Raw genomic sequence first — 25,945 nt, forward strand, 5'->3', positions numbered from 1 at the left:
CATGGCGGTCTCAGTAACACTGCCCGCGCTGGGCGAGAGCGTGACCGAAGGCACCGTCACCCGCTGGCTGAAGGCCGAGGGTGAGCGCGTGGAGATCGACGAGCCGCTGCTCGAGGTCTCCACCGACAAGGTCGACACCGAGATCCCGGCGCCGGCCTCCGGCGTCCTGGCCTCGATCAAGGTCGGCGAGGACGAGACCGTCGAGGTGGGCGCCGAGCTGGCGATCATCGACGACGGCTCCGGCGCCCCCGCCGCCGCCCCGGCGCCCGCCGCCGAGGCCGCTCCGGCGCCCGCCGCCGAGGCCGCTCCGGCCCCGGCCGCTCCGGTGGCGGAGGCCCCCGCGGCTGCCGCCCCGGCCGCCGAGGCCCCGGCGGCTCCGGCTCCGGCCGCCGCCGCTCCGGCCGGCGACGCCACCCCGGTGCTGCTGCCCGCGCTGGGCGAGTCGGTCACCGAGGGCACCGTCACCCGCTGGCTGAAGGCCGAGGGCGACACCGTCGAGGTCGACGAGCCGCTGCTGGAGGTCTCCACCGACAAGGTCGACACCGAGATCCCCTCCCCCGTGGCGGGCACCCTGGTGAAGATCCTGGTCGGCGAGGACGAGACCGCCGAGGTCGGCGGCCAGCTCGCGCTGATCGGCGCCGCGGGCTCGGCTCCGGCCGCTCCGGCTCCGGCCGCCGCTCCGGCTGCTCCCGCCGCTCCGGCTCCGGCTCCCGCTGCCCCGGCCGCCCCGGCCCCGGCTCCGGCCGCCCCGGCTGCTCCGGCGCCCGCTGCCGCCGCTCCGGCCCCGGCCGCCCCCGCTGCGCCGGCCGCTCCGGCCCCGGTGGCCGCTCCGGCCGCGCCGGTCGCCGCCGCTCCGGCCGCGGACGCCGGTGACGCCTACGTCACCCCGCTGGTGCGCAAGCTCGCCGCCGAGCACGGTGTCGCGCTCGCCTCCGTCGCCGGCACCGGCGTCGGCGGCCGCATCCGCAAGCAGGACGTGATCGCCGCCGCCGAGGCCGCCAAGGCCGCGCCGGCCCCGGTCGCCGCCGCCCCCGCTGCCGCCGCCCCGGCGAAGGCCGCCGCCGCGCCCTCCGCGCTGCGCGGCCAGACCGTCAAGATGACCCGCATGCGCAAGGTCATCGGCGACAACATGCTGAAGGCCCTGCACGAGCAGGCCCAGCTGACCAGCGTGGTCGAGGTGGACGTCACCCGGATCATGTCGCTGCGCGCGAAGGCGAAGGACTCCTTCCTGGCCCGCGAGGGCGTGAAGCTGTCCCCGATGCCGTTCTTCGTGAAGGCCGCCGCCCAGGCGCTGAAGGCCCACGCGGTCATCAACGCCCGGATCAACGAGGCCGAGGGCACCATCACCTACTTCGACACCGAGAACATCGGTATCGCGGTGGACTCCGAGAAGGGTCTGATGACCCCGGTCATCAAGGGTGCGGGCGACCTCAACATCGCCGGCATCTCGAAGAAGACCGCGGAGCTGGCCTCGAAGGTCCGCGACAGCAAGATCACCCCGGACGAGCTGTCCGGCGCGACCTTCACCATCTCCAACACCGGTTCGCGCGGTGCGCTGTTCGACACCGTCATCGTCCCGCCGAACCAGGTCGCCATCCTGGGCATCGGCGCGACCGTGAAGCGCCCGGTGGTCATCGAGTCCGACGGCGGCACCGCCATCGGCATCCGCGACATGACCTACCTGTCGCTCTCCTACGACCACCGCCTGGTGGACGGCGCGGACGCCGCCCGCTACCTGGTCGCGGTCAAGGAGATCCTGGAGGCCGGCGAGTTCGAGGTCGAGCTCGGCCTGTAAGGCCCCGTGCTGCGAAGCACTCCTCAGGAGCCCCGCACCGTCCCCGGACGGTGCGGGGCTCCCGCGTCCTCCGGCCCGACCGGCCCGCCGATCGGGTGCAAACGGGGCGGCGATCGTGGAGGCTGGAGCGGTGATGGACGAGACGGGATTCTGGCAACTGGTCGACGACGCCCGGGACGCGGCCGAGGGCGACCCGGACGAGCAGGCCGAGGCGCTGGTCGAGCAACTGCTGCGGCTCACCCCGGACGACGTGCTGGACTTCGCCCGGCAGTTCGAGGCGCGCTTCCAGCGGGCGTACACGGTGGAGCTGTGGGGCGCCGCCTACCTGCTGCTCGGCGGGGCCTCCGAGGACGGCTTCGACTACTTCCGGTGCTGGCTGATCGGCCAGGGCCGGGAGGTCTTCGAGGGCGCGGTGCACGAGCCGGACGCGCTGGCCGAGCTGGTGCCGGACTTCGACGAGGCGGAGGACGGCGACGCGGAGGAGCTCGGCTACGCCGCCGACGAGGCGTACGAGCGGCTGACCGGGCTTCCGCTGCCGGAGCTGGGGGTGCGTCAGCCGCCGGCCGCCGAGGGCGTCTTCTTCGACTTCGCGGACGGGGCGGTGATGGCCGCCCGCTACCCGCGGCTGTGGGAGCTGTACGGGGACTGAGCGGGGCCGGGGCGGGGGCCGGGCCTTTCGGGTGGCGGCCGTCCGGGTGCTGTGCGGGGCGGTGCCCCGGACGGGGCGTCAGCTCCGGCGGCCGGCCCCGTCCGGGCGGGTCGGGTCAGGTCGGGCCGGGCCGGGCCGAGGCGGGGCGGGGCGGGTCAGGCGAGGGTGCGGCCCATCCAGACGTCGTCGACGTAGCTGTCCTCCAGGAGGAAGTGCTCGGGCAGGACGCCGAGGACCTGGAAGCCGTTGCGCTCGTAGAGGCGGCGGGCCGGGGTGTTGTGGCCGAGCACGCGCAGGGTCATCCGGCGGGCCCCGGCGGCGCGGGCGGCTTCGCAGGCGGCGGTGAGCAGGGCGTCGCCGATGCGGCGGCCGCGGGCCTCGGGGAGGACGCCGAGCCCCTGGATCTGGCGGACGTGGGCGTTGGAGGGGAGCGGGATCTCCCGGATCTGGCGGACGTAGCCGACCACGCGGCCGCCGAGTTCGGCCAGCAGGTACTGGTCGGGGCGGTGGTCCCGGTCGAAGACCGGCGCGTCCTCGGGGCCGCGCGGGGCGACCTCGCTGAGCGGGGACCAGATGGCGTGGTCGACGGCGCGGATCGCGCGCTCGTCCTCGTCCCGCGCCGGCCTGATGATCACATCGTTGGAGGGCATGGCGGTCATGCTAGGCCCTCTCTTTCGGATCTTGCCGGGCGCGCGACGCCGGACATCCCGCCTGGAAGCACCGGCCCAACACCCAAGTACATCCAGTACGAGGGCGTCGGGCCGGCACTCCCAGCCAAGGGGGCACCTCCCAGCCCCCCTCGGGGCTGGGGGAGCCCACCGCCGCGCGCTAATCCGACAAGATCCGAAAGAGAGGGCCTGGTGCCGCGTCCGACGGCCCCGGCCGTCGAGGAGCGGGAGGTGGGCCGATCCGGGACGGGGTTTCTGGACGGGTGGGCGGGGGCGGGCTGCGAGGATGGCCGGTATGCGAATCGCGGTGACAGGTTCCACGGGGTTGATCGGGTCCGCGCTGGTGGACTCCCTGCTGGCGGACGGGTACGAGGTGCTGCGGCTGGTGCGGCGGCGCTCGCGCACCGGGCCGCAGCCGGACGGGACGGTCGGGGTCGGCTGGAACCCGCAGCTGATGCAGATCGACGCGGCCGCGCTGGAGGGCGTGCGGGCCGTGGTGCACCTGGCCGGGGCGGGCGTCGGCGACCGGCGCTGGACGGACGCCTACCGGCGGGAGATCCGGGACAGCCGGGTGCTCGGCACCGAGACGCTGGCCGCCGCGCTGTCCCGGCTGAAGGAGCCGCCGCAGGTGCTGGTCAGCGCCTCCGCGGTCGGCTACTACGGGCAGACCGGCGACCGGGTGATCGACGAGGACGCGCCGGCCGGCGGCGACTTCCTGGCCGGGGTCTGCGAGGAGTGGGAGCGCGCCGCGCGGCCCGCCGCGGACGCCGGGATCCGGGTGGTGCACCCGCGCACCGGGCTGGTGCTCGACCCGAAGGGCGGCGCCGGGGCGCGGCTGCTGCCGCTGTTCCGGCTGGCGCTGGGCGGGCGGCTGGGCAGCGGCGGGCAGTACTGGTCGGTGATCTCGCTGGCCGACGAGGTCGCCGCGCTGCGCTTCCTGATCGAGCGTCAGGACCTCTCCGGGCCGGTCAACCTGGTCGGGCCCGACCCCGTCACCAACCGCGACCTGACCGCGGAGCTGTCCCGGCAGCTCGGGCGGCCGGCGGTGTTCGCGGTGCCGGAGTGGGCGCTGCGCGCCGTGCTCGGGGAGATGGCGGTGGAGGTGGTGGGCAGCCACCGGGTGGTGCCGAAGGCGCTGCTGGAGGCCGGGTTCGAGTTCCGCGACCCCGACGCGGGGGCGGTCGTGGCGGCGGCGCTCGGGCTGCGGTAGGGGCGCGGCGGGCGGCGCTGCGGCGGGGACGGTGCGACGGGCGGGTGCAGTCGGCGGGCGCGGCAGGCGGCAGGAGTAGGTACGGGTGGCTCCGAGGGTGAGCGCGGGAGCGGTGCGGCCTACGGGAGTTGACGGGGCGTCGGCGGGGGGCGCACGGGTGCAAGTGGGCGGCGCGCGGGGTGCGGGTGGTGACGGTGCGCGCCCGCTCCCGCCCCGCGCGCCCCGTTTGGCGCACGGTGGGTGACCGTCCGGACCCGCTGCGTGCCCGTGCCCGGTGTGATGACCCGATTGGGCGGAACCCACCGGTCTGGACCCGCGGATGACGGGGCATCACCAGTGCGGACCACGTCCGCCCCCCGCTGCCCGCCCCGGCACCCGCCCGCTCGCCCGCGGGCCCTGCCGCGCGCGGCGGCCGCCGGGGGCTCCGCCAGGGAGGGAGCACCCACTCGTGCCCGCACAGGACTTCATCGGCCGCGCCCGGCACGGCCGGTCCGGCGACCCCGACGCGATCGTCGTCGGCGCCGGCATAGCCGGACTGACCGCCGCCGACGCGCTCGCCGCCCAGGGCCTGGACGTCCAGGTCCTGGAAGCCACCGAACGCATCGGCGGCCGGGCGGCCGCCCGCGAACTCGACGGCTTCCGGCTCGACCACGGCAGCCACCTGCTCAACACCGCCTACCCCGAACTCGCCCGCCGCCTCGACCTCGACCGGCTGCGGCTGCGTCCGCTCGCCCCCGGCGTCCTGGTGCACAGCGGCGGCCGCACCTACCGGACCGGCGACCCGCAGCTCACCCCCGCCCGGCAGGCCGCCACCCGCGGACCGCTCGGCACCCCGCTCGAGAAGGCCCGGCTGGCCGCCGCCCTGGCCCGGCTCGCCGCGACGCCCCCGGCCCGGATCCACGCCCGCCCCGAGACCACCGCCGCCCGGGCCCTGGCCGAGCGCGGCCTGCCCGCCCGCACCGTCGACGGCTTCCTGCGCCCGCTGCTCGGCGCGCTGCTGTCCGACCCCGCGCTGGGCACCTCCAGCCGGGTCGCCGACCTGGTGCTGCGCGCGTACGCCCGGGGCCGGCTCTGCGTCCCGGCGGCGGGCATCGGGGCCGTCCCCGAGCAGCTCGCCGCCCGGCTGCCGGAGGGCGCCCTGCGGCTGGGCGTCGAGGTCACCTCGGTCGGCACGGACGGCGTGGAGACCGCCGGGCACGGCCGGATCCGCTCCCGGGCGGTGGTCGTCGCCACCGACGCGGCAACGGCCGCCGCCCTGCTGCCGGGCCTGCGGCAGCCCGGCTTCCACCCCGTCACCACCTACTACCACGCGGCGGAGCGCTCGCCGCTGGGCGAGGCCGTGCTGCTGCTGGACGCCGAGCGCTCCGGGATCTCGCACTCGCTGGTGCTCAGCGACGCCGACCCCTCGTACGCCGCCGACGGGCGGGCGCTGATCGCCACCACGGTGCTCGGCCGCCGCGCCTTCGACTCCGGCGGGCCGGCCGGCGACGAGGGCGCCGTGCGGCGGCGGCTGGCGGAGCTGTACGGGACCTCCACCGCGGGGTGGGAGTTCCTGACCGTCCGCCACGCCGCCGACGCGGTCGTCTCGATGCCGCCGCCGCACCACTTCCGCCGCTCCGTCCGGCTGCTCGCCGGGCTGTACGTCTGCGGCGACCACCGGGACACCGGGACGGTCCAGGGCGCGCTGGTCTCCGGCCGGCGGGCCGCGGAGGCGGTGCTGCGCGACCTCGGGGTGCGGGCCGGGGCGGAGGTCGCGGAGGCGGCGTAGGGCGGGAACCGGGGGACGGCGGGGTCCGGTTCTGCGGGGGTGCCGGTCAAGGCCCTCGGCAGCACGGGCTTCTCGATGGGCTCCGACCGGCAGCAGCATCGGCCCGCCGTTCCCCGGGGCCCTGACGGGCCCCGGGCGGGGCCTTGACGGGATCTTGGCAGGCCCCGGGCGGGGCCTTGGCGGGGCCTTCGACGAGGGTCAGATCACCCCCGCCTGGCGGGAGGCCTCTTCGAAGGCGCGGGCGGCGGGGGTGGTGCGGTAGGGGGTGAGGCGGCGGTGGAAGTCGCGGAGGTACTCGACGGTGCGGGCGGAGCGCATCTCGCCGGCGGCGCGGAGGGAGTCGGTGGCCATCGAGCAGGCCTCGTCGACGTCGCCCATGCCGAGGCGGGCGGAGGCGAGGACGAGCCGGCAGAGGATGCGGCTGCGGGCGTAGGCGGGGGCGCGCAGCCGGAGGGACTTCTCGGCGTGCTGGGCGGCGGGGCGCCACTGCTGGAGGTCGCGGTAGCAGTGGGCGAACTCGTCGGCGAGCTGGGCGTCGTCGAAGTACCGGGCCCAGGACGGGACTTCGTCGGCGCTGCGGGCGGTGGCCAGGGCGCGTTCGCAGCGGACCAGGGCGGTGGTGCAGGCGCGGACGTCGCCGGCCAGGGCGTGGCCGCGGGCCTCGGCGGCGTGCATGAGGGCCTGGACGACGGGGGCGGCGGTGGTGCCGACGCCCTGCTGGGCGACCCGGGCGAGCTGGATGGCCTCGCGGGCGTGGCCGAGGTGGACGGCCTGCTGGCTCATGGTGGTGAGGATGAAGCCGCCGAGGACGCGGTCGCCGGCGGCCTGGGAGAGCCGCAGGGCCTGGACGAAGTAGCGCTGGGCGAGGCCGTGCGCGGCGATGTCGAAGGAGGTCCAGCCGGCCAGCCGGGTCAGGTCGGAGACGGCGCCGAACAGGGCGCGGCCGATCTGTTCGCCGTACCGGCCGCGGAGCATGGGTTCGGCTTCGCTCTCCAGGTAGCGGACCAGGGCCTGCCGGGCGTGGCCGCCGCCGTAGGCGTGGTCGAGGGCGCGGAACAGGTCGCCGACGGCGCGGATGGCGGCGATGTCGCCGCGGCCGACCCGGACCGGGGGCCTGGTCTCCCGGCTCTCGGCGGCGGGTTCGGTCCCGGCGGGGCGGCGCGGGCCCTGCGGGGGGACGCGGGCACCCTGCGGGGGCGTGCGGAGCTCCTCGGGGGTGAGGGTGGTGCCGTCGCGGGCGACGCGTTCGTCGGTGCGGCCGATCAGCCAGTCGCGGCTGGGGACGACGAGTCCGGCGGGGGTGAAGGCGATCTTGCGGAGTTCGGCGTAGGGGCCGTTGTCCTTGCGCCACATGGAGGCGACGATGTCGACGGCCTCCTGCGGGGTTTCGGCGAACTCCAGGCCCGCGTAGACCGGGGCGCAGGCGTCGAGGCCGACGTCCTGGGCGGTGAGGCGGCGGCCGAGGCGGCGGGTGAAGACCTCGGCGATCAGCGCAGGGGTCGCGCCGCGGGGTTGCTGGCCGCGCAGCCAGCGGGTGACCGAGGTCTTGTCGTAGCGCAGGTCGAGGCCGTGCTCCAGGCCGAGTTGGTCGACCCGGCGGGCGAGGCCGGCGTGCGAGAAGCCGGACTCCTCGATGAGCGCGGCGAGTTGCGGGTTCTGGGCGCGCCCGGCCGCGGGGGCCGGTGGGTCGGGTTGCTCGGGCGCGCGCGGAGGAGTCTCGGCCGCTCCGGTCGGGCGCGGGTCGAGCGGGTCGAGCGGTCGGTACGCGGGGCTGTCGATCACTGGCCGTTGGGGCATAGCAGTCCACACCTCTCAGGCGCCGTTCCGGCCCCTCCTGCCCGGGACGGCGCCCCCTGATCGGGAATCGGCGCGAATGTAGCGAGCATTGGGACGCTATGGGTGGATTCGGGCCGCCCATCCTCCGAACGGGTGAACCAGCCCCGCCCGTTGTGAGGAAGCACGGGCGTCGCGTGTTTGAGTTCGAGAGCCGCTGCCCGCGTTCCGGGCGCATGGTGCCGGGAACCATGGGGGCGGGCCGTGCTGTGGTGTCCGCCCACATCGTTGCGGGGCGCGCGGATTCCTACCGTTCTCGGCCATGGACACCACTTCTGCCCCGCCCGCCGAACCCCCGCTGCTCGGCCGCACCGCCCTGGTCACCGGGGCCGCCTCCGGCATCGGCCGGGCCTGCGCGGAGGCGTTCGCCGCGGCGGGCGCGCACGTGTACGTCGTCGACCTGGCGGCCGGCCCCGCCGAGGAGCTGGCGGCCCGGATCGGCGGGACCGCGCACGTCGCGGACCTGTCGGACCCGGACGCGGTGGAGGCGCTGCCGGCGGACGCGGACATCGTGGTCAACAACGCGGGCTTGCAGCACGTCGCGCCGGTGCACGAGTTCCCGGTGGAGCGGTTCACGCTGATCCAGCGGGTCATGGTGGAGGCCCCGTTCCGGATCCTGCGCCGCACCCTGCCGCACATGTACGAGCGCGAGTGGGGCCGGGTGGTCAACATCTCCTCGGTGCACGGCCTGCGGGCGAGCGCCTTCAAGTCGGCGTACGTGACGGCCAAGCACGCCCTGGAGGGCCTGAGCAAGACGGTGGCCCTGGAGGGCGCCCCGTATGGGGTGACCAGCAACTGCGTGAACCCGGCGTACGTGCGGACCGCGCTGGTGGAGAAGCAGATCGCCGCGCAGGCGCTGGCGCACGGCATCCACGAGGACGAGGTGGTGGAGCGGATCATGCTCGACCGCACCGCCGTGAAGCGGCTGATCGAGCCGGACGAAGTGGCGCAGCTGGCCGTGTGGCTGTGCTCGCCGGGTGCCTCGTACATCACCGGGGCGAGCCTGCCGGTGGACGGCGGCTGGACCGCGCACTGAGTTCCCGACCTTCGCTCAACTCCCCTCAACTCCCCTCACCTGCAAGGGAATCCGCCATGGCTGCCCTCCCCTCCTCCTCCGGCGATCCGAGACCCGCCTCCCTGCCCAGGGTGGTCGCCGCCTCGCTGATCGGTACGACCATCGAGTGGTACGACTACTTCCTGTACGGATCGGCGGCGGCGCTGGTCTTCGGGCACGTGTTCTTCCCGAAGGCCGACCCGCTGACCGGCACCCTGCTGTCCTTCCTGACCTACGCGATCGGGTTCGCCGCCCGGCCGCTGGGCGCACTGGTGTTCGGGCACTTCGGCGACCGGATCGGCCGCAAGAAGCTGCTGGTGCTGAGCCTGCTGCTGATGGGCGGGGCGACCACCCTGATCGGCTGCCTGCCCACCTACGACCAGGTCGGCGTGGCGGCGCCGGTCCTGCTGACCGTCCTGCGGCTGGTGCAGGGCTTCGCGCTGGGCGGCGAGTGGGGCGGGGCGGTGCTGCTGGTCTCCGAGCACGGCGACCGCCGGCGGCGCGGCTTCTGGGCGTCCTGGCCGCAGGGCGGTGCGCCGGCCGGCAACCTGCTGGCGGCGGGCGTGCTCTCGCTGATGACGGCCGTCCAGTCCGACGCCGCGTTCCTGTCCTGGGGCTGGCGGGTGCCGTTCCTGCTCTCCGCGGTGCTGGTGATGGTCGGCCTGTGGATCCGGCTCGCGGTGGACGAGTCGCCGCTGTTCAAGGCCGCGCTGGCGGCCGCCGAGCAGCGCACCGAGCCGGAGCGGCCGCCGCTGGTGGCGGTGCTGCGCGACCACTGGCGGGACGTGCTGGTGGCGATGGGCGCCCGGATGGCGGAGAACATCTCGTACTACGTGCTGACCACCTTCGTGCTGGCGTACGCCGTCACCCAGACCCACCTGCCCAAGCAGACCGCGCTGAACGCCGTGCTGATCGGCTCGGCGGTGCAGTTCGCGCTGATCCCGGCCTTCGGGGCGCTCTCCGACCGGGTCGGCCGCAGGCCGGTCTACCTGGTCGGCGCGGTCGGCGTCGGCGTCTGGGCGTTCGTGTTCTTCCGGATGGCCGACACCGGGAGCTTCGTCCAACTGACCGTCGCCGTCACCGTCGGCCTGTTCTTCCACAGCATGATGTACGCCCCGCAGGCGGCGTTCTTCTCCGAGCTGTTCGCCACCCGCACCCGCTACTCGGGGGCCTCGATCGGCGCCCAGTTCTCCTCGGTGGCGGCCGGCGCGCCCGCCCCGCTGATCGCCACCGCGCTGCTGAAGGACTACGGCAGCGCCACCCCGATCGCGGTGTACGTGGCGATCGCCGCGGTGATCACCGTGGTGGCCGTGCTGTGCGGCCGGGAGACCCGCGGCAGCGACCTGGAGGACACCGGGGCGGACGCTCGGGGGGACTCCGTGAAGGCGCCCGCTAGCCTCTGAGCACTTCGGCAGGATCAGGGCCGCGCCACCGGGCACCCGGCGGCGCGGCCCCGGCCCGTTCTCCGGTTCTCCAGCGGCGGGCCGGGGGCACGGGGGCCACGGGGGCACGAGCGACAAGGGAAGACCGCATGGACCGCCACACCACCGCCGCGCCGGCGCTGCGCAGACTCCTCGACCTGCTGGCCACCGGGGCCGCCACCGAGGACTTCGGCGAGGTGCTCGCCGACGCCCGCCGCCGGGGCGCGCCCGCCGAGGTGCTGCGCGAGATCGACGACGCCACCTGGCAGGCCCTGCGGGTGCACCGCACGATGCGCCAGCACCGCAGACGCGAGGCCGAGCTGACCGCGCTGTTCGACACCGCGGGCGACCTGGCCGCCTCCCGGGACCTGGACGCGGTGCTGCAGGCCATCGTCCGGCGGGCCCGGATGCTGCTGGGCACCGACACCGCGTACCTGACCCTCCCCGACGAGCGGGCCGGCGACACGTACATGCGGGTCACCGACGGCTCGGTCTCGCCGATCTTCCAGACCCTGCGGCTCAGCCTGGGCGACGGCCTGGGCGGCCTGGTCGCGCAGACCGCCCGCCCCTACGCCAGCCACGACTACCGGGTCGACGAGCGGTTCCGGCACACCGGGCAGATCGACGCGGGCGTGCTGGACGAGGGGCTGGTGGCGATCATCGGGGTGCCGCTGCTGCTGGGCGGCAGCGTGATCGGCGTGCTGTTCGCCGCCGACCGCTCGCCGCGGGCCTTCTCCCCCGACGAGGTCGCGCTGCTGTGCACGCTGGCCGCGCACGCCGCGATCGCCCTGGACACCGCCAAGTCGCTGGCCGACACCCGGGCCGCGCTCGCCGACCTGGCCGCCGCCAACGCCGTCATCCGGGCCCACGCCGCGGCCGTCCAGCGCGCCGAGCAGGCCCACGACCGGCTCACCGACCTGGTGCTGCGCGGCGCGGAGGTGGCCGACGTGGCCGCCGAGGTGGCCGCGCTGCTGGACGGCGGGGCCTCCGTGCACGACGCCGAGGGCGCCCCGCTCACCGGCCCCGGCGGCGCCCCCGACGGCCTGGCCGACGCGGTGGCCGCCTCCCGCGCCGAGGGCCACGCGGTGCGGCACGGCGCCGAGTGGGTGTGCGCGGTGCTCGCCGGGCAGGAACTGCTGGGCGCGCTGGTGCTGCACGGGCGGCCCGAACTGGACGACGCCGACCGGCGGGTGTTCGAACGGGCCGGCGTCGTCACCGCGCTGCTGCTCCTGCTGCGCCGCTCGGTCGCCGAGACCGAGAACCGGGTCCGCGGCGAACTGCTGGCCGACCTGCTCACCGCGCCCGACCGCGACCCGGCCGGCCTGACCGCCCGCGGCCGCCGCCTGGGCGTCGACCTGAACCGGCCGCATCTGGCCCTGGTCGCCGTCGCCGAGGACGCCGTCGCCCGGGACCGGCTGGCCGGGGCCGCGGCCCGCTACCTGTTCGGCTCCCGGGGCATCAGCGCCGAGTTCGGCGAGGGCGCGGTGCTGCTCGTCCCGCACGAGGGCGGCGGCGACGGCGCGGTGGCCGCGCTCGCCGCGGAACGGCTGGCCCGGCTGGCGGGCGGCCCGGTCACGGTCGGCACCGGGCGCGCCGCCAGCGGCCCGGTCGCGCTGGCCGCCGCGTACGCGGAGGGAGTGCGCTGCGTGCGCGCCCTGCGGGTGCTGGGCCGGGACGGGGACGGGGCGTGCGCGGCCGACCTGGGCTTCCTGGGCGTGCTGCTGGGCGACGGGCACGACGTGGACGGCTTCGTCCGGGCCACCCTCGGCCCGCTGCTCGACTACGACGCCAAGCGCGGCACCGAGCTGGTGCGCACGCTGCGCGCCTACTTCGACTGCGGCGGCGGCCTGACCCGGGCCAAGGACCTGCTGCACGTCCACGTGAACACGGTGGTGCAGCGCCTGGACCGGGTGGAGGTGCTGCTGGGGCGCGACTGGAACCAGCCGGAGCGGGCGCTGGAGCTGCAACTCGCGCTGCGGCTGCAGCTGTTGGCGGGCGGCTGAGGAGCTGCCGGAGCCGTTCCAAGGCCCGGAGCGGCGGGCGGCCGAGGCGGCCCTGCGGCTCGTGCCCGCGGCGGGCGTACAGTGGCGAGGTTGGGCTGGTCGGCCGGCAGGGAGTGGCGTGGTGAGCGAGAACGTGCGGTTCGTGCGGATGGGGATCGGCGAGCGGACCGTCCCCTACCAGGAGGCGTGGGCGGAGCAGCAGCGGCTGCACGCGCTGCGGGTCGCGGACGAGATACCGGACACCGTGCTGCTGCTGGAGCACGACCCGGTGTACACGATGGGCAAGCGCACCAACCCCGAGGACCTGCCGCTGGACGGCACCCCGGTGGTCGAGGTCAACCGCGGCGGCGAGATCACCTGGCACGGCCCCGGCCAGCTGGTCAGCTACCCGATCGTGAAGCTGCCCGACCCGATCGACGTGGTCGCGTACGTGCGGCGGCTGGAGGAGGCGCTGATCCGGGCCTGCGCCGGGTTCGGGGTGGACACCACCCGGATCGAGGGCCGCAGCGGGGTGTGGAAGCTGGGCGCGGACATCCCCGGCGCGGTGGTCGACCCCTCCCAGGTGGTGGAGATCGGCAAGCTGACCCTGCGGATGGGCCTGCCGCTCGGCATCGACCCGCGGCTGGCCGGCCCCGAGTACGCGCCGTCCAACGCGGGCCAGCGCGGCGACGACCGCAAGCTCGCCGCGATCGGCGTGCGGGTGGCCCGCGGCGTGACCATGCACGGCTTCGCGCTGAACTGCGACCCCGACATGACGTACTTCGACAAGATCGTCCCGTGCGGCATCCGGGACGCCGGGGTGGCCTCGCTCAGCGGCGAGCTGGGCCGGCCGTTCGCGGTGCCGGACGCGGTGGACGCGGTGGAACGGAAGCTGGCCGAGGTGTTCGCCGAACTGCCCGAGCCGGTCGCCGCCGTCCGGTAGCGGACCGGTCGTCGCCGTCCAGTAGCGGAATCGGCGCGGCACGCCGAGCGTTGCCTTTCGAAGGCAAGCCCGGGGCCGGTCGAAGGCCATTGAAGTGCAGGCGTACCCTGAGGGGTACCCCGTCTAGTTCTAGGAGTCGCACGTGTCCGCTGTCGCACCCGACGGCAGGAAGCTCCTCCGGCTGGAGGTCCGCAACAGCGAGACCCCCATCGAGCGGAAGCCCGAGTGGATCAAGACCAGGGCGAAGATGGGGCCGGAGTACAACGCCCTGCAGTCCCTGGTGAAGAAGGAAGGGCTGCACACGGTCTGCCAGGAGGCCGGGTGTCCCAACATCTTCGAGTGCTGGGAGGACCGCGAGGCGACCTTCCTGATCGGCGGCGACCAGTGCACCCGCCGCTGCGACTTCTGCCAGATCGACACCGGCAAGCCCGCCGAGTTCGACCGGGACGAGCCGCGCCGGGTCGCCGAGTCCATCGTCACGATGGACCTCAACTACGCCACCATCACCGGTGTCGCCCGTGACGACCTGGAGGACGGCGGCTCCTGGCTGTACGCCGAGACCGTCCGCCAGGTGCACGCGATGACCGCCGCCCGCGAGGCCGGGCGGACGGGCGTCGAGCTGCTGATCCCGGACTTCAACGCCGTCCCGGAGCAACTCGCCGAGGTCTTCTCCTCCCGCCCCGAGGTGCTCGCGCACAACGTCGAGACGGTGCCGCGGATCTTCAAGCGGATCCGTCCGGCCTTCCGCTACGAGCGTTCGCTGGACGTGATCACCCAGGCCCGGGCGGCCGGGCTGGTCACCAAGTCCAACCTGATCCTGGGCATGGGCGAGACCCGCGAGGAGGTCAGCGAGGCGCTGGCCGACCTGGTGGACGCCGGCTGCGAGCTGATCACCATCACCCAGTACCTGCGGCCCTCGCTGCGCCACCACCCGGTGGAGCGCTGGGTGAAGCCGCAGGAGTTCGTCGAGCTCCAGCAGGAGGCCGAGGAGCTGGGCTTCGCCGGGGTGATGTCCGGTCCGCTGGTGCGCTCCTCGTACCGGGCCGGGCGGCTGTACCGGCAGGCGCTGGAGCACCGGGAGCGAGCGGCGGCGGTCTGAGGCGGTCCGCACGGTGGTTCCTGGTGGGGCGGGTCCGCAACGGGCCCGCCCTTCCGCGTACCGGCAGGCGGGGCGGGGCGGTCCGGGGAGCGAGGCGGGGCGGTCCGGTGCGGGGCTGTCCGGGCTAGGCGTCGACGTTTCACGTGGCATTGACGGCCGGGTCACCGTACGGTAACGGACGTCCGGGACGCTGGAGCGGTACCCGGGTCGAGGAGTTGGTGGGGTCATGCGTACCGGAATCCGGACCGCGCTTCGGCGGGCCGAGCAGCTGTTGTTGATCCGCGGCGCGCGCCGCAACGCGTGGGCGGCGGTGTGCGAGAACCGGCGGCTGGCGGGCGAACGCGAGCAGGCCGTGCAGGTGTTCGGGCGCAGCGCCTGAACCCCTGGTGGGGGCCGGGCCCGCGGCGGGGTCCCCTCGGGGAAAGACCAGGGTCACGAACCGGCACCGCCTTGGATGATCGCGTGTGCCGCCACGTACCATGAGCGGTATGGCGAGGCAAAAATCCGATACCCCTGGGCGGCTCGCACAGATCCGCCAGGCATATGTCATGACCAAGCAGGTCGACACCAAGATCGGCCTGATCATCGCCGGCGTCGGCCTGCTGACCTTCGGCGTGTTCCTCGCCATCGGCTTCGCACTGGACCACCCGATCTACCTGGGCATCCTCGGTTTCGTGGTGGCCGTGCTGGCGGTTGCGATCGTGTTCGGCCGCCGGGCCGAGCGGGCCGCGTTCGGGCAGATGGAGGGCCAGCCGGGCGCGGTCGCGGCGGTGCTGGGCAACATCCGGCGCGGCTGGAGCTCGAACCAGACCCCGGTCGCGGTCACCCGCAGCCAGGACGCGGTCTACCGGGCGGTCGGCCGGGCCGGCATCGCGCTGATCGGCGAGGGCAACCCGAACCGGGTGCGGCCGCTGCTGGCGTCCGAGAAGAAGAAGATGGCCCGGGTCGTCGGCGACATCCCGGTGCACGACATCATGGTCGGCAACGGCGAGGGCGAGATCCCGCTCAAGAAGCTGCAGATCCACCTGATGCGCCTGCCCCGGGCGATCAGCGCCGCCCAGGTCACCGAGACCAACGACCGGCTGCGCGCGCTCGGCGACCTGCTCTCCAAGGCGCCGATCCCCAAGGGTCCGATGCCGAAGGGCGCCCGGATGCCCAAGGGCGGCATGCGCTGAGGCGCGACTCCCCCACACCACACCACGGCCCCGCCCGCGAGGTTTCCCTCCGCGAGCGGGGCCGTTCGATGTCTCCCGGGTGCTGCCGGGCGTTCCCGGGTGCTGCTCGGTGTTGCTCGGCGCTGCTCGGTGTTGCCGGGTGGTTCAGATCCGGACCTCGACGGTGCCGACGGCCTTGTCGTGCAGGCCGCGGGTGTCGCGGTCCCAGACGGCGGCCGGGATGACCAGGCAGAGCAGCAGGGTGCGCAGCAGCACCTGCGGGATGGTGGCGCGGGTGCCGTCCAGCCGGACCACCCGCAGGCCGAACAGGCGCTTGCCGACGGTGGTGCCGGTGGTGGCCAGGAACAGGACCGTCACCGCGTAGAACAGCGGGGTGGTCCACAGGTTCGCGGAGCTCTGCTCGCCGCGCGCCAGCAGGCCGTACGCGACCAGGCTGACCAGCCAGCCGTCGACGAACAGCGCGCCGATCCGGCGGCCGGGGCCGGCCATCGAGCCGGGACCGGTCCGCGGGAGGCCGAGGCGCTCGCCGCGGTAGCCGAATTCGGCGCCCATCTTCTCGGCGGCCGCCTTCGGGCCGTCGATCCACGATCCGAGTGCTTCTCTGGTGTCCACGAATCCACCCTAACCGGGCTTACGGCCGGGCCCGGGGGCGGCCCCGGCGGCGGCGCGCCGTCCGGGTTTCCCGTCGGGGTGAACCCCGTTCGGCCGGCTGCCGCAAGTGGTCTGGACCAGTGACGGATCAGCGGCGCGGCGGGGCCGGGAATTTGCCCGGAAGCATACCGCTTTGCCGTCCGTTCGAATGGCCCGGTTAACATGTGGGAAACAAGCGAGTCACGAGCCGGAAACGGGCCGTTCCTATCGTGAGCCCCCTGCACCGGGGCTCCAGTCGCCCCTGACGGAGACTCAGACCGTGCACGCCGAGGAGGAGTACGGATGTTCACCAACGCCGACGAGGTGAAGCAGTACATCGCGGACAACGACATCAAGTTCGTCGACGTCCGGTTCTGCGACCTGCCGGGCGTGCTGCAGCACTTCGCGGTTCCGGCCGACACCTTCGACCCGTCCGAGACCCTGATGTTCGACGGCTCCTCGATCCGCGGCTTCCAGGCCATCCACGAGTCCGACATGGCCCTGGTGCCCGACCTCGCCACCGCCCGGCTGGACCCGTTCCGGACCGAGAAGCACCTCAACATCAACTTCTTCATCCAGGACCCGATCACCGGCGAGGCCTACAGCCGCGACCCGCGCAACGTCGCCCGCAAGGCCGAGGCCTACCTGGCCTCCTCCGGCATCGCCGAGACCGCCTACTTCGGGCCCGAGGCCGAGTTCTACGTCTTCGACTCGGTGCGCTTCGACACCTCCGCCAACGCGTCCTACTACCACATCGACTCGGTGGCCGGCGCCTGGAACAGCGGCTCCGCGGAGGGCGACGCGCGCGGCTACAAGGTCAAGTACAAGGGCGGCTACTTCCCCGTCCCGCCCGTCGACCACTTCGCCGACCTGCGCGCCGAGATGTCCCTCGAACTCGCCAAGGCCGGACTGGAGGTGGAGCGCCAGCACCACGAGGTCGGCACCGCCGGACAGGCCGAGATCAACTACAAGTTCAACACCCTGCTGCACGCCGCCGACGACCTGATGCTGTTCAAGTACATCATCAAGAACGTCGCCTGGCGGGCCGGCAAGACCGCCACCTTCATGCCCAAGCCGATCTTCGGCGACAACGGCTCCGGCATGCACGTCCACCAGTCGCTGTGGACCGGCGGCTCCCCGCTCTTCTACGACGAGCAGGGCTACGCGGGCCTGTCCGACACCGCCCGCTACTACATCGGCGGCATCCTCAAGCACGCCCCCTCGCTGCTCGCCTTCACCAACCCCTCGGTCAACTCCTACCACCGCCTGGTGCCCGGCTTCGAGGCCCCGGTGAACCTGGTCTACTCGCAGCGCAACCGCTCCGCCGCGATCCGCATCCCGATCACCGGCTCCAACGCCAAGGCCAAGCGCATCGAGTTCCGCGCCCCCGACCCGGCCTCCAACCCCTACCTCGCCTTCGCCGCCATGCTGATGGCCGGCCTCGACGGCATCAAGAACAAGATCGAACCGCTCGAGCCCGTCGACAAGGACCTCTACGAGCTCGCCCCCGACGAGCACGCCGCCGTCCCCCAGGTCCCCGCCTCCCTCAGCGCCGTCCTCGACGCCCTGGAGGCCGACCACGAGTACCTCCTCGCGGGCGGCGTCTTCACCACCGACCTGATCGAGACCTGGATCGACTACAAGCGCACGAACGAGATCGCCCCGATCGCGCTGCGGCCGCACCCGCACGAGTTCGAGCTGTACTACGACCTGTAAGTAAGAGGCTCCCCGGTCCACGGACCAGGAAATTGCCCGTATCGAAGGCCGCTGCCCCTGCCGGGGCGGCGGCCTTCGCTTTGTGCGGCTCTTCGAATTGCGTAGCCCTTCGAACGAACACGGCTACCGCCCCTGACCGTCAACTGCCAGAGCAGCACCTGATCGCCCGGAGCACTCATGACCACGAACACCATCCATCGGGCCACCCGGTTCGCCGCCGTCTACGCACTGCTCAGAGCTTCAGCGGACGTAGCCGATCACTGGGTCCAGACCGACCACCAAGCCGCCACCAAAACGCAGCGGGACGGTGTACCGGGGCAGTCCGGAGCGGCCGGCCGTCGGGCCTGCGCCGCCCACGTGGCTTCCTACACCGCAGTGCAAGCCGCTGCCCTGCTGTCCGCGAACCGGGCCCTCGCGCTCGGGCTGCGCCCCTCCCGCATCGCGGTCGCGCTGATCCTCTCCGCCACCAGCCACTTCGCGGCCGACCGCCGCGAGTTGCTCCGCCGGTTGGCCCGCGCCACCAGAGGAGGCCGTTTCGTCGACCTCGCCGACGGTGGTTTGAACGGCGCCTATCTGATGGACCAGGCCTGGCACCACGGGTTCGAGGCGTGTGCTGCTTTCGTCGCTTCAGGCTGATCTGCGGCCGGTCACGTCGTGGCACGCGGATCAGCCTCGCAGCCCCGACACTCGCTCCGCCCACTGGGTCAGGTAGATCGTCAGCATCCCCTTGCTGTGGAAGTGCCCGATCGAGAGGCCGTCCAGCAATCCGCGAGCCCTGCGGTGCCCCAGCTGGAGCCCCTGGGCCAGATGCTCCCGGCTGACCTTCAGCACCACCTGCCCGGTCCGGTTGCCGGTCTTGCGGAGCTCATCGCGAACGAGCGGCCACACCAGGGTGGCCAGCCGGACTTCCGCGTCCCCCCGGCCCTGGACCACCGACATCTCGTGCGCCCGGTGTGCGAGGTACGTGGTGAACAGGCGCTCGGCCTTCTTGAACCTCAGGAAACAATTGAGCCGTTCGGCTTGCCCGACCAGCACCACCGCCCGGGTGTGGGCGACGACCTGGGCCGTCCTCGGCGCTTCCGGTTCGATCATGGGTGTCTCCCCGACCAGGTCGCCGGCGGCGCGGAAGGCCAGCACAGTGGGCTGGTCGCGGCACTCCTCCCACCGTTCGACCCTGAAGGAACCGTGCTGCACCGCGAAGACCTCGCTCGAGGAAGATCCCTGGCGGATCAGCAGATCACCGGGTTCCAGCACCTTGGGCCGCCACCCTTCAGTCATCTCATTCCATCGGCCACCCATCAGGCCTCGGAAAGTTGCGCCCTCCGGGAGGGCCCGCCGTCCATTCCCAGCACCGTACATGGCCAGCAAGATATTGCATTCCCGCCCACTCCTCGCCGATTCGAATAAAATTGGGGAAACATCAGAAAAATTTCACCCTTCAGTGTCATTCTGGCGAGGTTATTCCAAGCAATCCACACCATTTCACCGCGCGCGCGTAGCACATTCCGGTCCCGCTCCTCGGTACCAACGGCACCATGCCGCGGTTCCTCGCCGCCCCACACTGGTGGAGGACGAGAACGGACGGCCGGACCGGCAATCCGCTGCCGGCCGGGACAGCACGTGCCCAGGAGGCTCGATGACCAACCCTGCCCATGGCAACCGCACGTTCCTGGGCATGCCGCTGCCCGACCACCGCGGTGTCATCGTTCTGGATCAGGAAGCATTCACCCAGCAACCGGGTTCGATCCAGGCCGAATTCGCCAATGTGATCGGCAAACTGACCGACGAAGCGCTCTCCCGTGCCGGTCTCGAGTCGGTTCGGGAGAACAAATTGTTCCTCCGTGACAGCGGCGATGGGTTCGTCTTCGGGTTCTCGCCGAAGTACCTTCCGGGGCTGCTGGACCGGTTCCTCCCCGCACTTCAGGCGTGCCTCGCCCTCCACAACACCACGTCCGGCAGTCGGCAGGTGCGGTTGCGGGCTGCCATCACGTGCGGTCCGCTGCCCGCCGAGGGCGGGCCCAGCGACGGTTACGGCGCGGCTCGCAACGAAGCCCACCGGCTGGTGGACGCCAGTGCGCTCAAGTGGGCCATGGCGGAGGCCAGTCCGCACGCGACGCATCTTGGAGCCATCGTCTCGGACCGCGTGTACCAGGACGTCGTGGCCGCCCGGTACTGCGCACTGCACCCGGACCGGTTCGTCAGAACCATCGCTACCGTACCGGGCAAGACGTTCCGCGCGCCGGCCTGGATCTACGTACCCGCCCCCTCCGGCGGCCTGCTCGCCGTCCCCCCGCCCGGCACGTCGTCCGAGACGGTGGCCCCGATGCCGCTCCCGGCGGATGAGGACCCGACTCGGGCCCCCGGGCCCCGGATGCGGACGGACGTCGTTCAGGAGGTGGGCCAGGGAATGGCGTTGGCGAACAGCTCCACGGACAACGTGCAACTCTCGTTCACCACGACGACGGCCCGCAAGGGGCCGTGCCGATGACAGCGCCTCCCGCCTTCCCACCCCCGGGCCCGGCAGCAACGGCAGCCGGGCACCTGCCGGTCCCCGTTCCGGCCGGCCAGCACCAGCACCTGAGGCAGTCCGTCCAACAGGGCATGGCGGTGTACGGCCTGAACGGCAACCTCACCATCGTCGTCCAGTCGACCTGCCCGTGCGATCCGTCGCGCTCCTGCGAACGCCGGACCTCCCACGCCGCCCACGGCCTCGCCGTCGGCCTCCAGGAGCTGCTCCGCGAACTGCGTGCGCAGTGGCGGCGGCTGGTCGGCCCGATCGGCCCAGACGCCGCGCCGCTCGACCCCCCAGGGGACACCGGCCCGTGAAGGCGGTCCTGGGCCTGCGTCATCCCGGATGGCGCAGGCCCAGGACCCGCACACCGCCCGAACGGCCATGACAGTGCCTCAGACCCACACTTGTTGGAGGACTTCGTATGACCGCCGGCACCTCATCCGCCCTCGTACTCGCCCAGCCGACCAGCGACGGCGCGGTTGCCGACTCCGGTATCCGCACGGCGGACCGGTCACAGAGCTGCTTCGTCATCGGCCCGACGGGGAAACCGCGTACCGAGATCGACTCACCCGCCCACCGGACCCGTACCGACGCCCCGTTGGTCTTCGAAACGATCGTCGAACCGACCTGTTCCCAACTCGGCATCGAACCCGTGCGGTTCGACCAGATCTCCCGAACCGGCGAGATCACCGAGCAGATCTACCGGCAGCTGCTGGCAGCCGACCTGGTGATCGCCGACGTGAGCGGCGGTGATCCGGATGTCATGTATGGGTTGGGCCTGCGGCACGCCACGGGCAAGCCGGTCATCCACATCGGGGAGGCGGGCCGACTGCCGTTCGACGTCGCGCCGTTCCGCACCATCGCTTTCAGCCATTCACCTGCTGAGTTGGTCAAGGCCAGGGACGAACTGGCCGAGGCGCTCTCGCTGATGCTGCGCGAGGGTTTCGCCCCGCTCGTCCCCGTCCGTGCCTACCACAGTGCGACCGGTGCCGAGCCTGACGGGCCGCCGAGTGGCAGCCCGGCCGGAACCGCGAATCCCCCGGGGGACGATCCTCCCGGCCTACTCGAACGGTTCACCGGGCTGGCACCGGGCCTGGAGGCGACGTCGGGCCACATCACGGCGATCATCGCGCTGGTCACCGCCATCGCCGCAGCAGCCGAGCAGTTGGGCCCCGACATGCGGCGCGCGGCCCGGGACGGAAGCCCGATGAGCGTCCAACTCGCCTTCAGTAAAAGGCTGTCGGCCGCGCTGACCGGTCCGGCCTCCGAACTGAGGAAGTCCGCTCAGGGGTTCACCAGGCGGATGACTGCCATCGATGCCACCGTGCAGGCCGCACTCGACCTTTTCCAGAAGGTCCCGTCCACACGTTGGAGCGCTGATGACCGGGGGTTCCTGAACCAGCTGGTCGGGATCTCCGCTGCCGCTCGTCAAGGGGCCGAGACCCTCGCCCTGTTCCGGACCGTCATGGACGTGATGATCGCCGTACACCGCGAACTCCGGGGCCCGGCCCAGGACATCGCCACCGCAGTGGCGCAACTCAGTGAGGCCATGACCGTGCTGGAGGCATGGAGTCTACGGGCCAGGAAATTGGCGGCCTGAACCCGGATCCGGCCGCGGGCCTTCGCGGCCGACGGCTGCCGTTCACCTCGGCACCGTCCGGCCGCAGGCCTTCCCTCCGCTGTTCCCTCCACGCTTTTCATCAACCAGATCGGACGCCGAGGACCGGATGCCGCAATCCGGCAGCAGGCGACAACCACGGATCGAGGCGCGCGCCATGTCAGGGATCTTCCAGCAGATCGAGTCGCACACCCGAAAGATCTTCGGCAACGAACCGGTGTGCGTACATGTGGGGAATGTCAAGGATTGCGACATCAAGCGGCACCCCACGTATCCGAATTTCCGGGCCGAGGCGATCCTTGCCGGGGTCCGGTCCGCTCCGAGTTCCCGGCTGTGGGAGTCCTTGATCGCCATGGGCCGGCTGGGCGACCTGGACGGTGACGACACCTGGCGGTTGGTCGTCCTCGACTGCATCACCCCCTGCTTCCGTTCGCTCTCCAGCCGGATCGCCCGGGACTTCCGGGTCGAGCGTGAGGAGATCCGCTCGGCGATGGTGGCGACCGCGCTGGAGGTCTGGGCCTCCAGCGCCACGGGCGTTCCGCCGCGCCTCGTGCGGGATCGCATGGTGAAGGCGGCCTTCGAGGTCGCCTTCCAACGGGGTAGGACCGGTTCCCCCGAGCACATGACGGACCAGATCGACGCCCTCACCCCGCCAGAGGCTCCGGTCGTCGACTGCTCCCTGCGGGCGTCGTCGATCATCGACATCAGCCGCATCCGCAATACGGAGGTCGCGGAGCAGATCAGGGGCGAGCGGCTCGGGGCCCTTCTCCACGGCCTGGGCTGCTTCGACGCCGTGCAGGGTTTCCACGAGGACATGCGGGCCGGGCGCCGGTCCGGGTCGATCAGCCCTGCGGTCAAGGCTTCCGGCTTGTCCCGCTCGCGGTTCTCCAACAGCAACCTCTACTACTACGCCTCGGACCTCTATCCGGCGTTCATCGGGCTCCGGGAGGCGGCCGGCGTGATAGGGCTTCCGGAGTCCACGGCCTACCGACTGATCCGGGCGGGGCAGTTCCCCCTTCCGGTGGCGAGGGCGGGCCGCAGCTACAAGGTTTCCGTCAGGGCCCTCATGCAGTTCACGGACATCCCGGATGCCATCGTCCACGCCGACGACATCGAGAACGGTGCTCGCCACGCAAGGGGTGCCGTGCAATGACCTTCCCACCTTCGGGCCTGTCCACCCGGCCACGCACGGCCGGCGCCTGCTGGTGGCAGGACTGCGCGGGGTGGGGCGGGGTCAGGTGAGGCGGCGGCGGGTGGTGGCGGAGAGGAGGTCGACGGCGATGATCAGGGTGAGGACGACGAGGATGTGGGTGAGCATTTCGTCGAAGCGGAAGAGCTTGATGGACTGGTTGATGAGGAAGCCGATGCCGCCGGCGCCGACCAGGCCGAGGATGAGGGAGGCGCGGACGTTGACGTCGAGGCGGTAGAGGAGGAGGCCGGCGAGGCGGGGGGTGGCGGTGGGGAGGAGGGCGTGGAGGGCGGTCTGGGTGCGGGTGGCGCCGGCGGAGCGGAGGGCTTGGGCGGGGCCGGGGTCGGTGTCTTCGAGGGCTTCGGCCCAGAGTTTGCCCATCACGCCGATGTTGTGGACGACCAGGGCGAGGACGCCGGGGAAGGGACCGAGGCCGACGGCGGTGACGAAGACCAGGGCGAAGACCACGTCGGGGACGGAGCGGAGGAAGGAGAGCAGGGAGCGGGCGGCCTGCTGGACCGGGCGGGAGGGGGCGACGTTGCGGGCGGCGAGCAGGGCCAGGAGCAGGGACGGCGGGATCGACAGGGTGGTGCCGAGCAGGCCGATCCAGAGGGTGACCAGGGCGGCGTCGATGCTGGGCTTGAGGACGGACCAGTCGAGGCGGGGCGGGAACGCCTCGTCGAGGAAGGAGGCCATGCCGTGCCAGCCCTCGGCGAGGGCGGTGAGCGACATCTCGGTGGTGTTCCACGCGATCACGTGCAGGACGGCGAGGAGGGCCAGGACGGCGGCCGCCGCGGCGAGGGTGCGGGGGCGCCGGGGGCGGGGCGGGACGGGGAGGCGGCGCAGGCCGCGGGGCGCGGTTGTCATGACAGGCTCTCGGCGAGTGCGGGCTGGTAGAGGTGGTCGACGTCGCGGTCGGGGGCGCCGTCCAGGACGATGCGGCCCTCGCGCAGGCCGATCACCCGATCGGCGTGCCGGGCGGCGAGTGCGGGCTGGTGCAGCACGGCGACGACGGCGAGCCCTTCCTGGTGGGCGAGTTCGGCGAGCAGGGCGAGGACCTGTTCGGAGGCCGCCGGGTCGAGGGCGGAGACCGGTTCGTCGGCGAGCAGGACGGCGGGGCGCTGGCACAGCGCGCGGGCGACCGCGACGCGCTGCTGCTGGCCGCCGGAGAGCCGGCCGGCCCGGTCGTGGGCGCGGTCGGCGAGGCCGACCCGGTCCAGGCAGGCCATCGCCTCCTCGCGCAGTTCGCGCGGGAAGAGCAGCGGGTGCAGGGAGTGGCGCAGCGGGAGCCGGCCGAGGGCGCCGGCGCAGACGTTGTCGAGGACGCTGCGGCGGTGCACCAGGTGGATCTGCTGGAAGACCATGGCGAGGGCGAGCGGGTCGCCCGCCCTGCCGTCGACGCTCACCGTGCCCTCCGCCACCGGTTCGAGCCCGGCGGCCGCGCGCAGCAGGGTGGACTTGCCGCACCCGTTGGCGCCGAGCACCGCGAGGAACTCGCCGCGCGGGACGGTGAGGTGGACCCCGTCCAGGACCTGCCGGTCGCCGTACCGCACGGTGATGTCGGAGAGCACCAGCATCAGAGGTCCTTGTCGGTCAGGTGGAGGGTGTCGGCGAGGTCGAACAGCGGCTGGTAGGTGGACTTGTCGACGGCGACCAGGGGGGCGGCGGGCTTGACCGCGAGCAGGGCGCCGATCTCGCCGACCTTGTCGCCGGGCAGGTGCAGCAGGGCGTCGGTGACGGCCTGCTTGAACGCCGGGTCGAGGCTGCCGCGGACGGTGATCGGGTCGTTGGGGATGGCGTCGGAGGACCAGATCTTGCGGAACTTGGCGGGGTCGAAGGTCTTGGACGCGGTGGCGCTGGCGAGCTGCTGGGAGTTGATCTCGGCGGCGTCGGCGGTGCCCTTGGCCAGGGCGAGCAGCGATTCGGCGTGTCCGCCCGCGTAGTTGACCTTGACGTCCTCGGGCTTGAGCCCGGCGTCGACAACGGCCTTGCGGGGCAGGGCGTCGCCGGAGGTGGAGCCGACCGAGGAGAGCGCGAGCGAGTGCCCGGCGAGGTCCTTGACGCCCTGGACGGGGGAGTCGGCGGGCACCCAGATGCCGGCGGTGTAGCTGGAGACCTTGCCGGTGCTGTCGCCGAAGGAGGCGACGGCCTCGGCGCCGGCCCGCTGGTGGGCGAAGACGTAGCCGAGCGGGCCGAACATGGCGATGTCGAGCTTGCCGTTCTGCAGGGCGAGGACCTCGGCGGAGTAGTCCTCGGTGATGGTGAGCTGGACCGGGCACTTGAGCCGCTCGCCGAGGGCGTCGGCGAGGACCTTGGCCGCCGGGGTGAGCTTGGCGGGGTCCTCGAACGGCTCGACGCCGAAGCGGATCTTCCCGCCGGGACAGGTGCCGGAGGCGGAGCCGGCGGAACTGCCGTCGCTGCCGCAGGCGGTGAGGGAGAGGGCGGCGGCGAGGACGCCGGCGGTGGCGAGGGCGAGGGGGCGAAGGCGCACGGTGGGCTCCGGGGTGAGCTGCGGGGAGGAGCCGGGCAGGGTCGCGCGGCCCGGCATCGCCGGGCGGGGCGCCGCTGTGGGCCGGCACCGGAACGCTGTCAGCTGCGCCGGGCCAGGTCAACCACTTGTTGTGACAAGTCATTTGCCGTTCATCTCCCGGTGGCCTCGGCCGCGGGTGGCGGGGGGGAGGGG

At 73.1% G+C, this 25,945-nt stretch carries 24 protein-coding genes; 17 read left to right on the forward strand and 7 right to left on the reverse strand.

The window, feature by feature from the left end; translation table 11 throughout:
* The first annotated feature begins 1 nt into the window (after window position 1).
* Window positions 2-1,795, forward strand: a complete 1,794-nt coding sequence (gene sucB, locus OU787_RS08105; RefSeq protein ID WP_268658929.1) for a 2-oxoglutarate dehydrogenase, E2 component, dihydrolipoamide succinyltransferase — start codon at window positions 2-4, stop codon at window positions 1,793-1,795.
* Window positions 1,796-1,928: 133 nt separating this feature from the next.
* On the forward strand, window positions 1,929-2,444 hold the full coding sequence (locus OU787_RS08110; RefSeq protein ID WP_268658930.1) for a DUF4240 domain-containing protein: 516 nt from the start codon (window positions 1,929-1,931) through the stop codon (window positions 2,442-2,444).
* Between the two features lie 155 nt (window positions 2,445-2,599).
* On the opposite strand, the gene OU787_RS08115 is transcribed toward OU787_RS08110, so the two are convergent.
* The gene (locus OU787_RS08115; RefSeq protein WP_030460775.1) at window positions 2,600-3,103 is read right to left on the reverse strand and encodes a GNAT family N-acetyltransferase; all 504 of its coding nucleotides are present in this window, start codon (window positions 3,101-3,103) and stop codon (window positions 2,600-2,602) included.
* A gap of 295 nt (window positions 3,104-3,398) precedes the next feature.
* Here OU787_RS08115 and OU787_RS08120 point away from each other — a divergent pair, with 295 nt between their 5' ends.
* On the forward strand, window positions 3,399-4,322 hold the full coding sequence (locus OU787_RS08120; protein WP_268658931.1) for a TIGR01777 family oxidoreductase: 924 nt from the start codon (window positions 3,399-3,401) through the stop codon (window positions 4,320-4,322).
* A gap of 448 nt (window positions 4,323-4,770) precedes the next feature.
* Window positions 4,771-6,090: an NAD(P)/FAD-dependent oxidoreductase gene (locus OU787_RS08125; protein ID WP_327059364.1), complete on the forward strand. Its 1,320-nt coding sequence runs from the start codon at window positions 4,771-4,773 to the stop codon at window positions 6,088-6,090.
* Between the two features lie 198 nt (window positions 6,091-6,288).
* On the opposite strand, the gene OU787_RS08130 is transcribed toward OU787_RS08125, so the two are convergent.
* A complete protein-coding gene (locus tag OU787_RS08130; RefSeq protein ID WP_232795003.1) occupies window positions 6,289-7,887 on the reverse strand; it encodes a regulator in 1,599 nt (532 codons plus the stop codon).
* 298 nt (window positions 7,888-8,185) lie between these two features.
* Between OU787_RS08130 and OU787_RS08135 the strand changes: the two genes are divergently transcribed.
* The 7 genes from OU787_RS08135 (at window position 8,186) to OU787_RS08165 (ending at window position 15,597) form a co-directional block, all read left to right on the forward strand.
* Window positions 8,186-8,959: a 3-hydroxybutyrate dehydrogenase gene (locus OU787_RS08135; protein ID WP_030460771.1), complete on the forward strand. Its 774-nt coding sequence runs from the start codon at window positions 8,186-8,188 to the stop codon at window positions 8,957-8,959.
* 56 nt (window positions 8,960-9,015) lie between these two features.
* Entirely contained in the window at window positions 9,016-10,380 is a 1,365-nt protein-coding gene (locus tag OU787_RS08140; RefSeq protein ID WP_268658932.1) for an MFS transporter, read from the forward strand.
* 128 nt (window positions 10,381-10,508) lie between these two features.
* Window positions 10,509-12,401: a helix-turn-helix domain-containing protein gene (locus tag OU787_RS08145; RefSeq protein ID WP_268658933.1), complete on the forward strand. Its 1,893-nt coding sequence runs from the start codon at window positions 10,509-10,511 to the stop codon at window positions 12,399-12,401.
* A gap of 148 nt (window positions 12,402-12,549) precedes the next feature.
* Complete coding sequence (lipB, locus tag OU787_RS08150) at window positions 12,550-13,323, forward strand: lipoyl(octanoyl) transferase LipB (RefSeq protein WP_442788625.1); 774 nt, start codon at window positions 12,550-12,552, stop codon at window positions 13,321-13,323.
* 142 nt (window positions 13,324-13,465) lie between these two features.
* A complete protein-coding gene (gene lipA, locus OU787_RS08155) occupies window positions 13,466-14,422 on the forward strand; it encodes a lipoyl synthase (RefSeq protein WP_030460767.1) in 957 nt (318 codons plus the stop codon).
* Between the two features lie 226 nt (window positions 14,423-14,648).
* On the forward strand, window positions 14,649-14,801 hold the full coding sequence (locus OU787_RS08160) for a hypothetical protein (protein ID WP_162870027.1): 153 nt from the start codon (window positions 14,649-14,651) through the stop codon (window positions 14,799-14,801).
* Between the two features lie 109 nt (window positions 14,802-14,910).
* Entirely contained in the window at window positions 14,911-15,597 is a 687-nt protein-coding gene (locus OU787_RS08165; RefSeq protein ID WP_030460766.1) for a DUF4191 domain-containing protein, read from the forward strand.
* A gap of 144 nt (window positions 15,598-15,741) precedes the next feature.
* Here OU787_RS08165 and OU787_RS08170 read toward each other — a convergent pair whose 3' ends face one another.
* A complete protein-coding gene (locus OU787_RS08170; protein WP_030920344.1) occupies window positions 15,742-16,209 on the reverse strand; it encodes an RDD family protein in 468 nt (155 codons plus the stop codon).
* Window positions 16,210-16,530: 321 nt separating this feature from the next.
* Between OU787_RS08170 and glnA the strand changes: the two genes are divergently transcribed.
* Together glnA and OU787_RS08180 are read left to right on the forward strand one after the other, a co-directional pair.
* The gene (gene glnA / locus OU787_RS08175; RefSeq protein ID WP_268658935.1) at window positions 16,531-17,943 is read left to right on the forward strand and encodes a type I glutamate--ammonia ligase; all 1,413 of its coding nucleotides are present in this window, start codon (window positions 16,531-16,533) and stop codon (window positions 17,941-17,943) included.
* Window positions 17,944-18,120: 177 nt separating this feature from the next.
* A complete protein-coding gene (locus OU787_RS08180; protein ID WP_268658936.1) occupies window positions 18,121-18,579 on the forward strand; it encodes a hypothetical protein in 459 nt (152 codons plus the stop codon).
* A gap of 30 nt (window positions 18,580-18,609) precedes the next feature.
* Here the strand turns inward: OU787_RS08180 and OU787_RS08185 are convergent, their stop codons facing one another.
* Window positions 18,610-19,221: a Crp/Fnr family transcriptional regulator gene (locus OU787_RS08185; RefSeq protein WP_268658937.1), complete on the reverse strand. Its 612-nt coding sequence runs from the start codon at window positions 19,219-19,221 to the stop codon at window positions 18,610-18,612.
* A 358-nt stretch (window positions 19,222-19,579) separates the two neighbouring features.
* Here OU787_RS08185 and OU787_RS08190 point away from each other — a divergent pair, with 358 nt between their 5' ends.
* The 4 genes from OU787_RS08190 (at window position 19,580) to OU787_RS08205 (ending at window position 23,226) form a co-directional block, all read left to right on the forward strand.
* On the forward strand, window positions 19,580-20,431 hold the full coding sequence (locus OU787_RS08190) for a hypothetical protein (protein ID WP_268658938.1): 852 nt from the start codon (window positions 19,580-19,582) through the stop codon (window positions 20,429-20,431).
* Window positions 20,428-20,769, forward strand: a complete 342-nt coding sequence (locus OU787_RS08195) for a hypothetical protein (protein WP_268658939.1) — start codon at window positions 20,428-20,430, stop codon at window positions 20,767-20,769. The genes OU787_RS08190 and OU787_RS08195 overlap by 4 nt, the downstream gene beginning before the upstream one ends.
* A gap of 107 nt (window positions 20,770-20,876) precedes the next feature.
* Complete coding sequence (locus OU787_RS08200; RefSeq protein ID WP_268658940.1) at window positions 20,877-22,055, forward strand: hypothetical protein; 1,179 nt, start codon at window positions 20,877-20,879, stop codon at window positions 22,053-22,055.
* Between the two features lie 175 nt (window positions 22,056-22,230).
* On the forward strand, window positions 22,231-23,226 hold the full coding sequence (locus tag OU787_RS08205) for a helix-turn-helix transcriptional regulator (protein ID WP_268658941.1): 996 nt from the start codon (window positions 22,231-22,233) through the stop codon (window positions 23,224-23,226).
* An 81-nt stretch (window positions 23,227-23,307) separates the two neighbouring features.
* Here OU787_RS08205 and phnE read toward each other — a convergent pair whose 3' ends face one another.
* The 3 genes from phnE to OU787_RS08220 are packed head-to-tail and all read right to left on the reverse strand — an operon-like array spanning window position 23,308 to window position 25,753.
* A complete protein-coding gene (phnE, locus tag OU787_RS08210) occupies window positions 23,308-24,129 on the reverse strand; it encodes a phosphonate ABC transporter, permease protein PhnE (protein ID WP_268658942.1) in 822 nt (273 codons plus the stop codon).
* Complete coding sequence (locus OU787_RS08215) at window positions 24,126-24,839, reverse strand: phosphonate ABC transporter ATP-binding protein (RefSeq protein WP_030460761.1); 714 nt, start codon at window positions 24,837-24,839, stop codon at window positions 24,126-24,128. Before OU787_RS08215 ends, phnE begins: the two co-directional genes overlap by 4 nt.
* Window positions 24,839-25,753 (reverse strand): phosphate/phosphite/phosphonate ABC transporter substrate-binding protein, encoded by a 915-nt coding sequence (locus tag OU787_RS08220; protein ID WP_030460760.1) that lies wholly within the window; start codon window positions 25,751-25,753, stop codon window positions 24,839-24,841. The genes OU787_RS08215 and OU787_RS08220 overlap by 1 nt, the downstream gene beginning before the upstream one ends.
* Between the last annotated feature and the right edge of the window lie 192 nt (window positions 25,754-25,945).

The organism is Kitasatospora sp. YST-16, from assembly GCF_026802215.1.
GTDB classification, from domain to species: Bacteria; Actinomycetota; Actinomycetes; order Streptomycetales; family Streptomycetaceae; genus Kitasatospora; species Kitasatospora cineracea.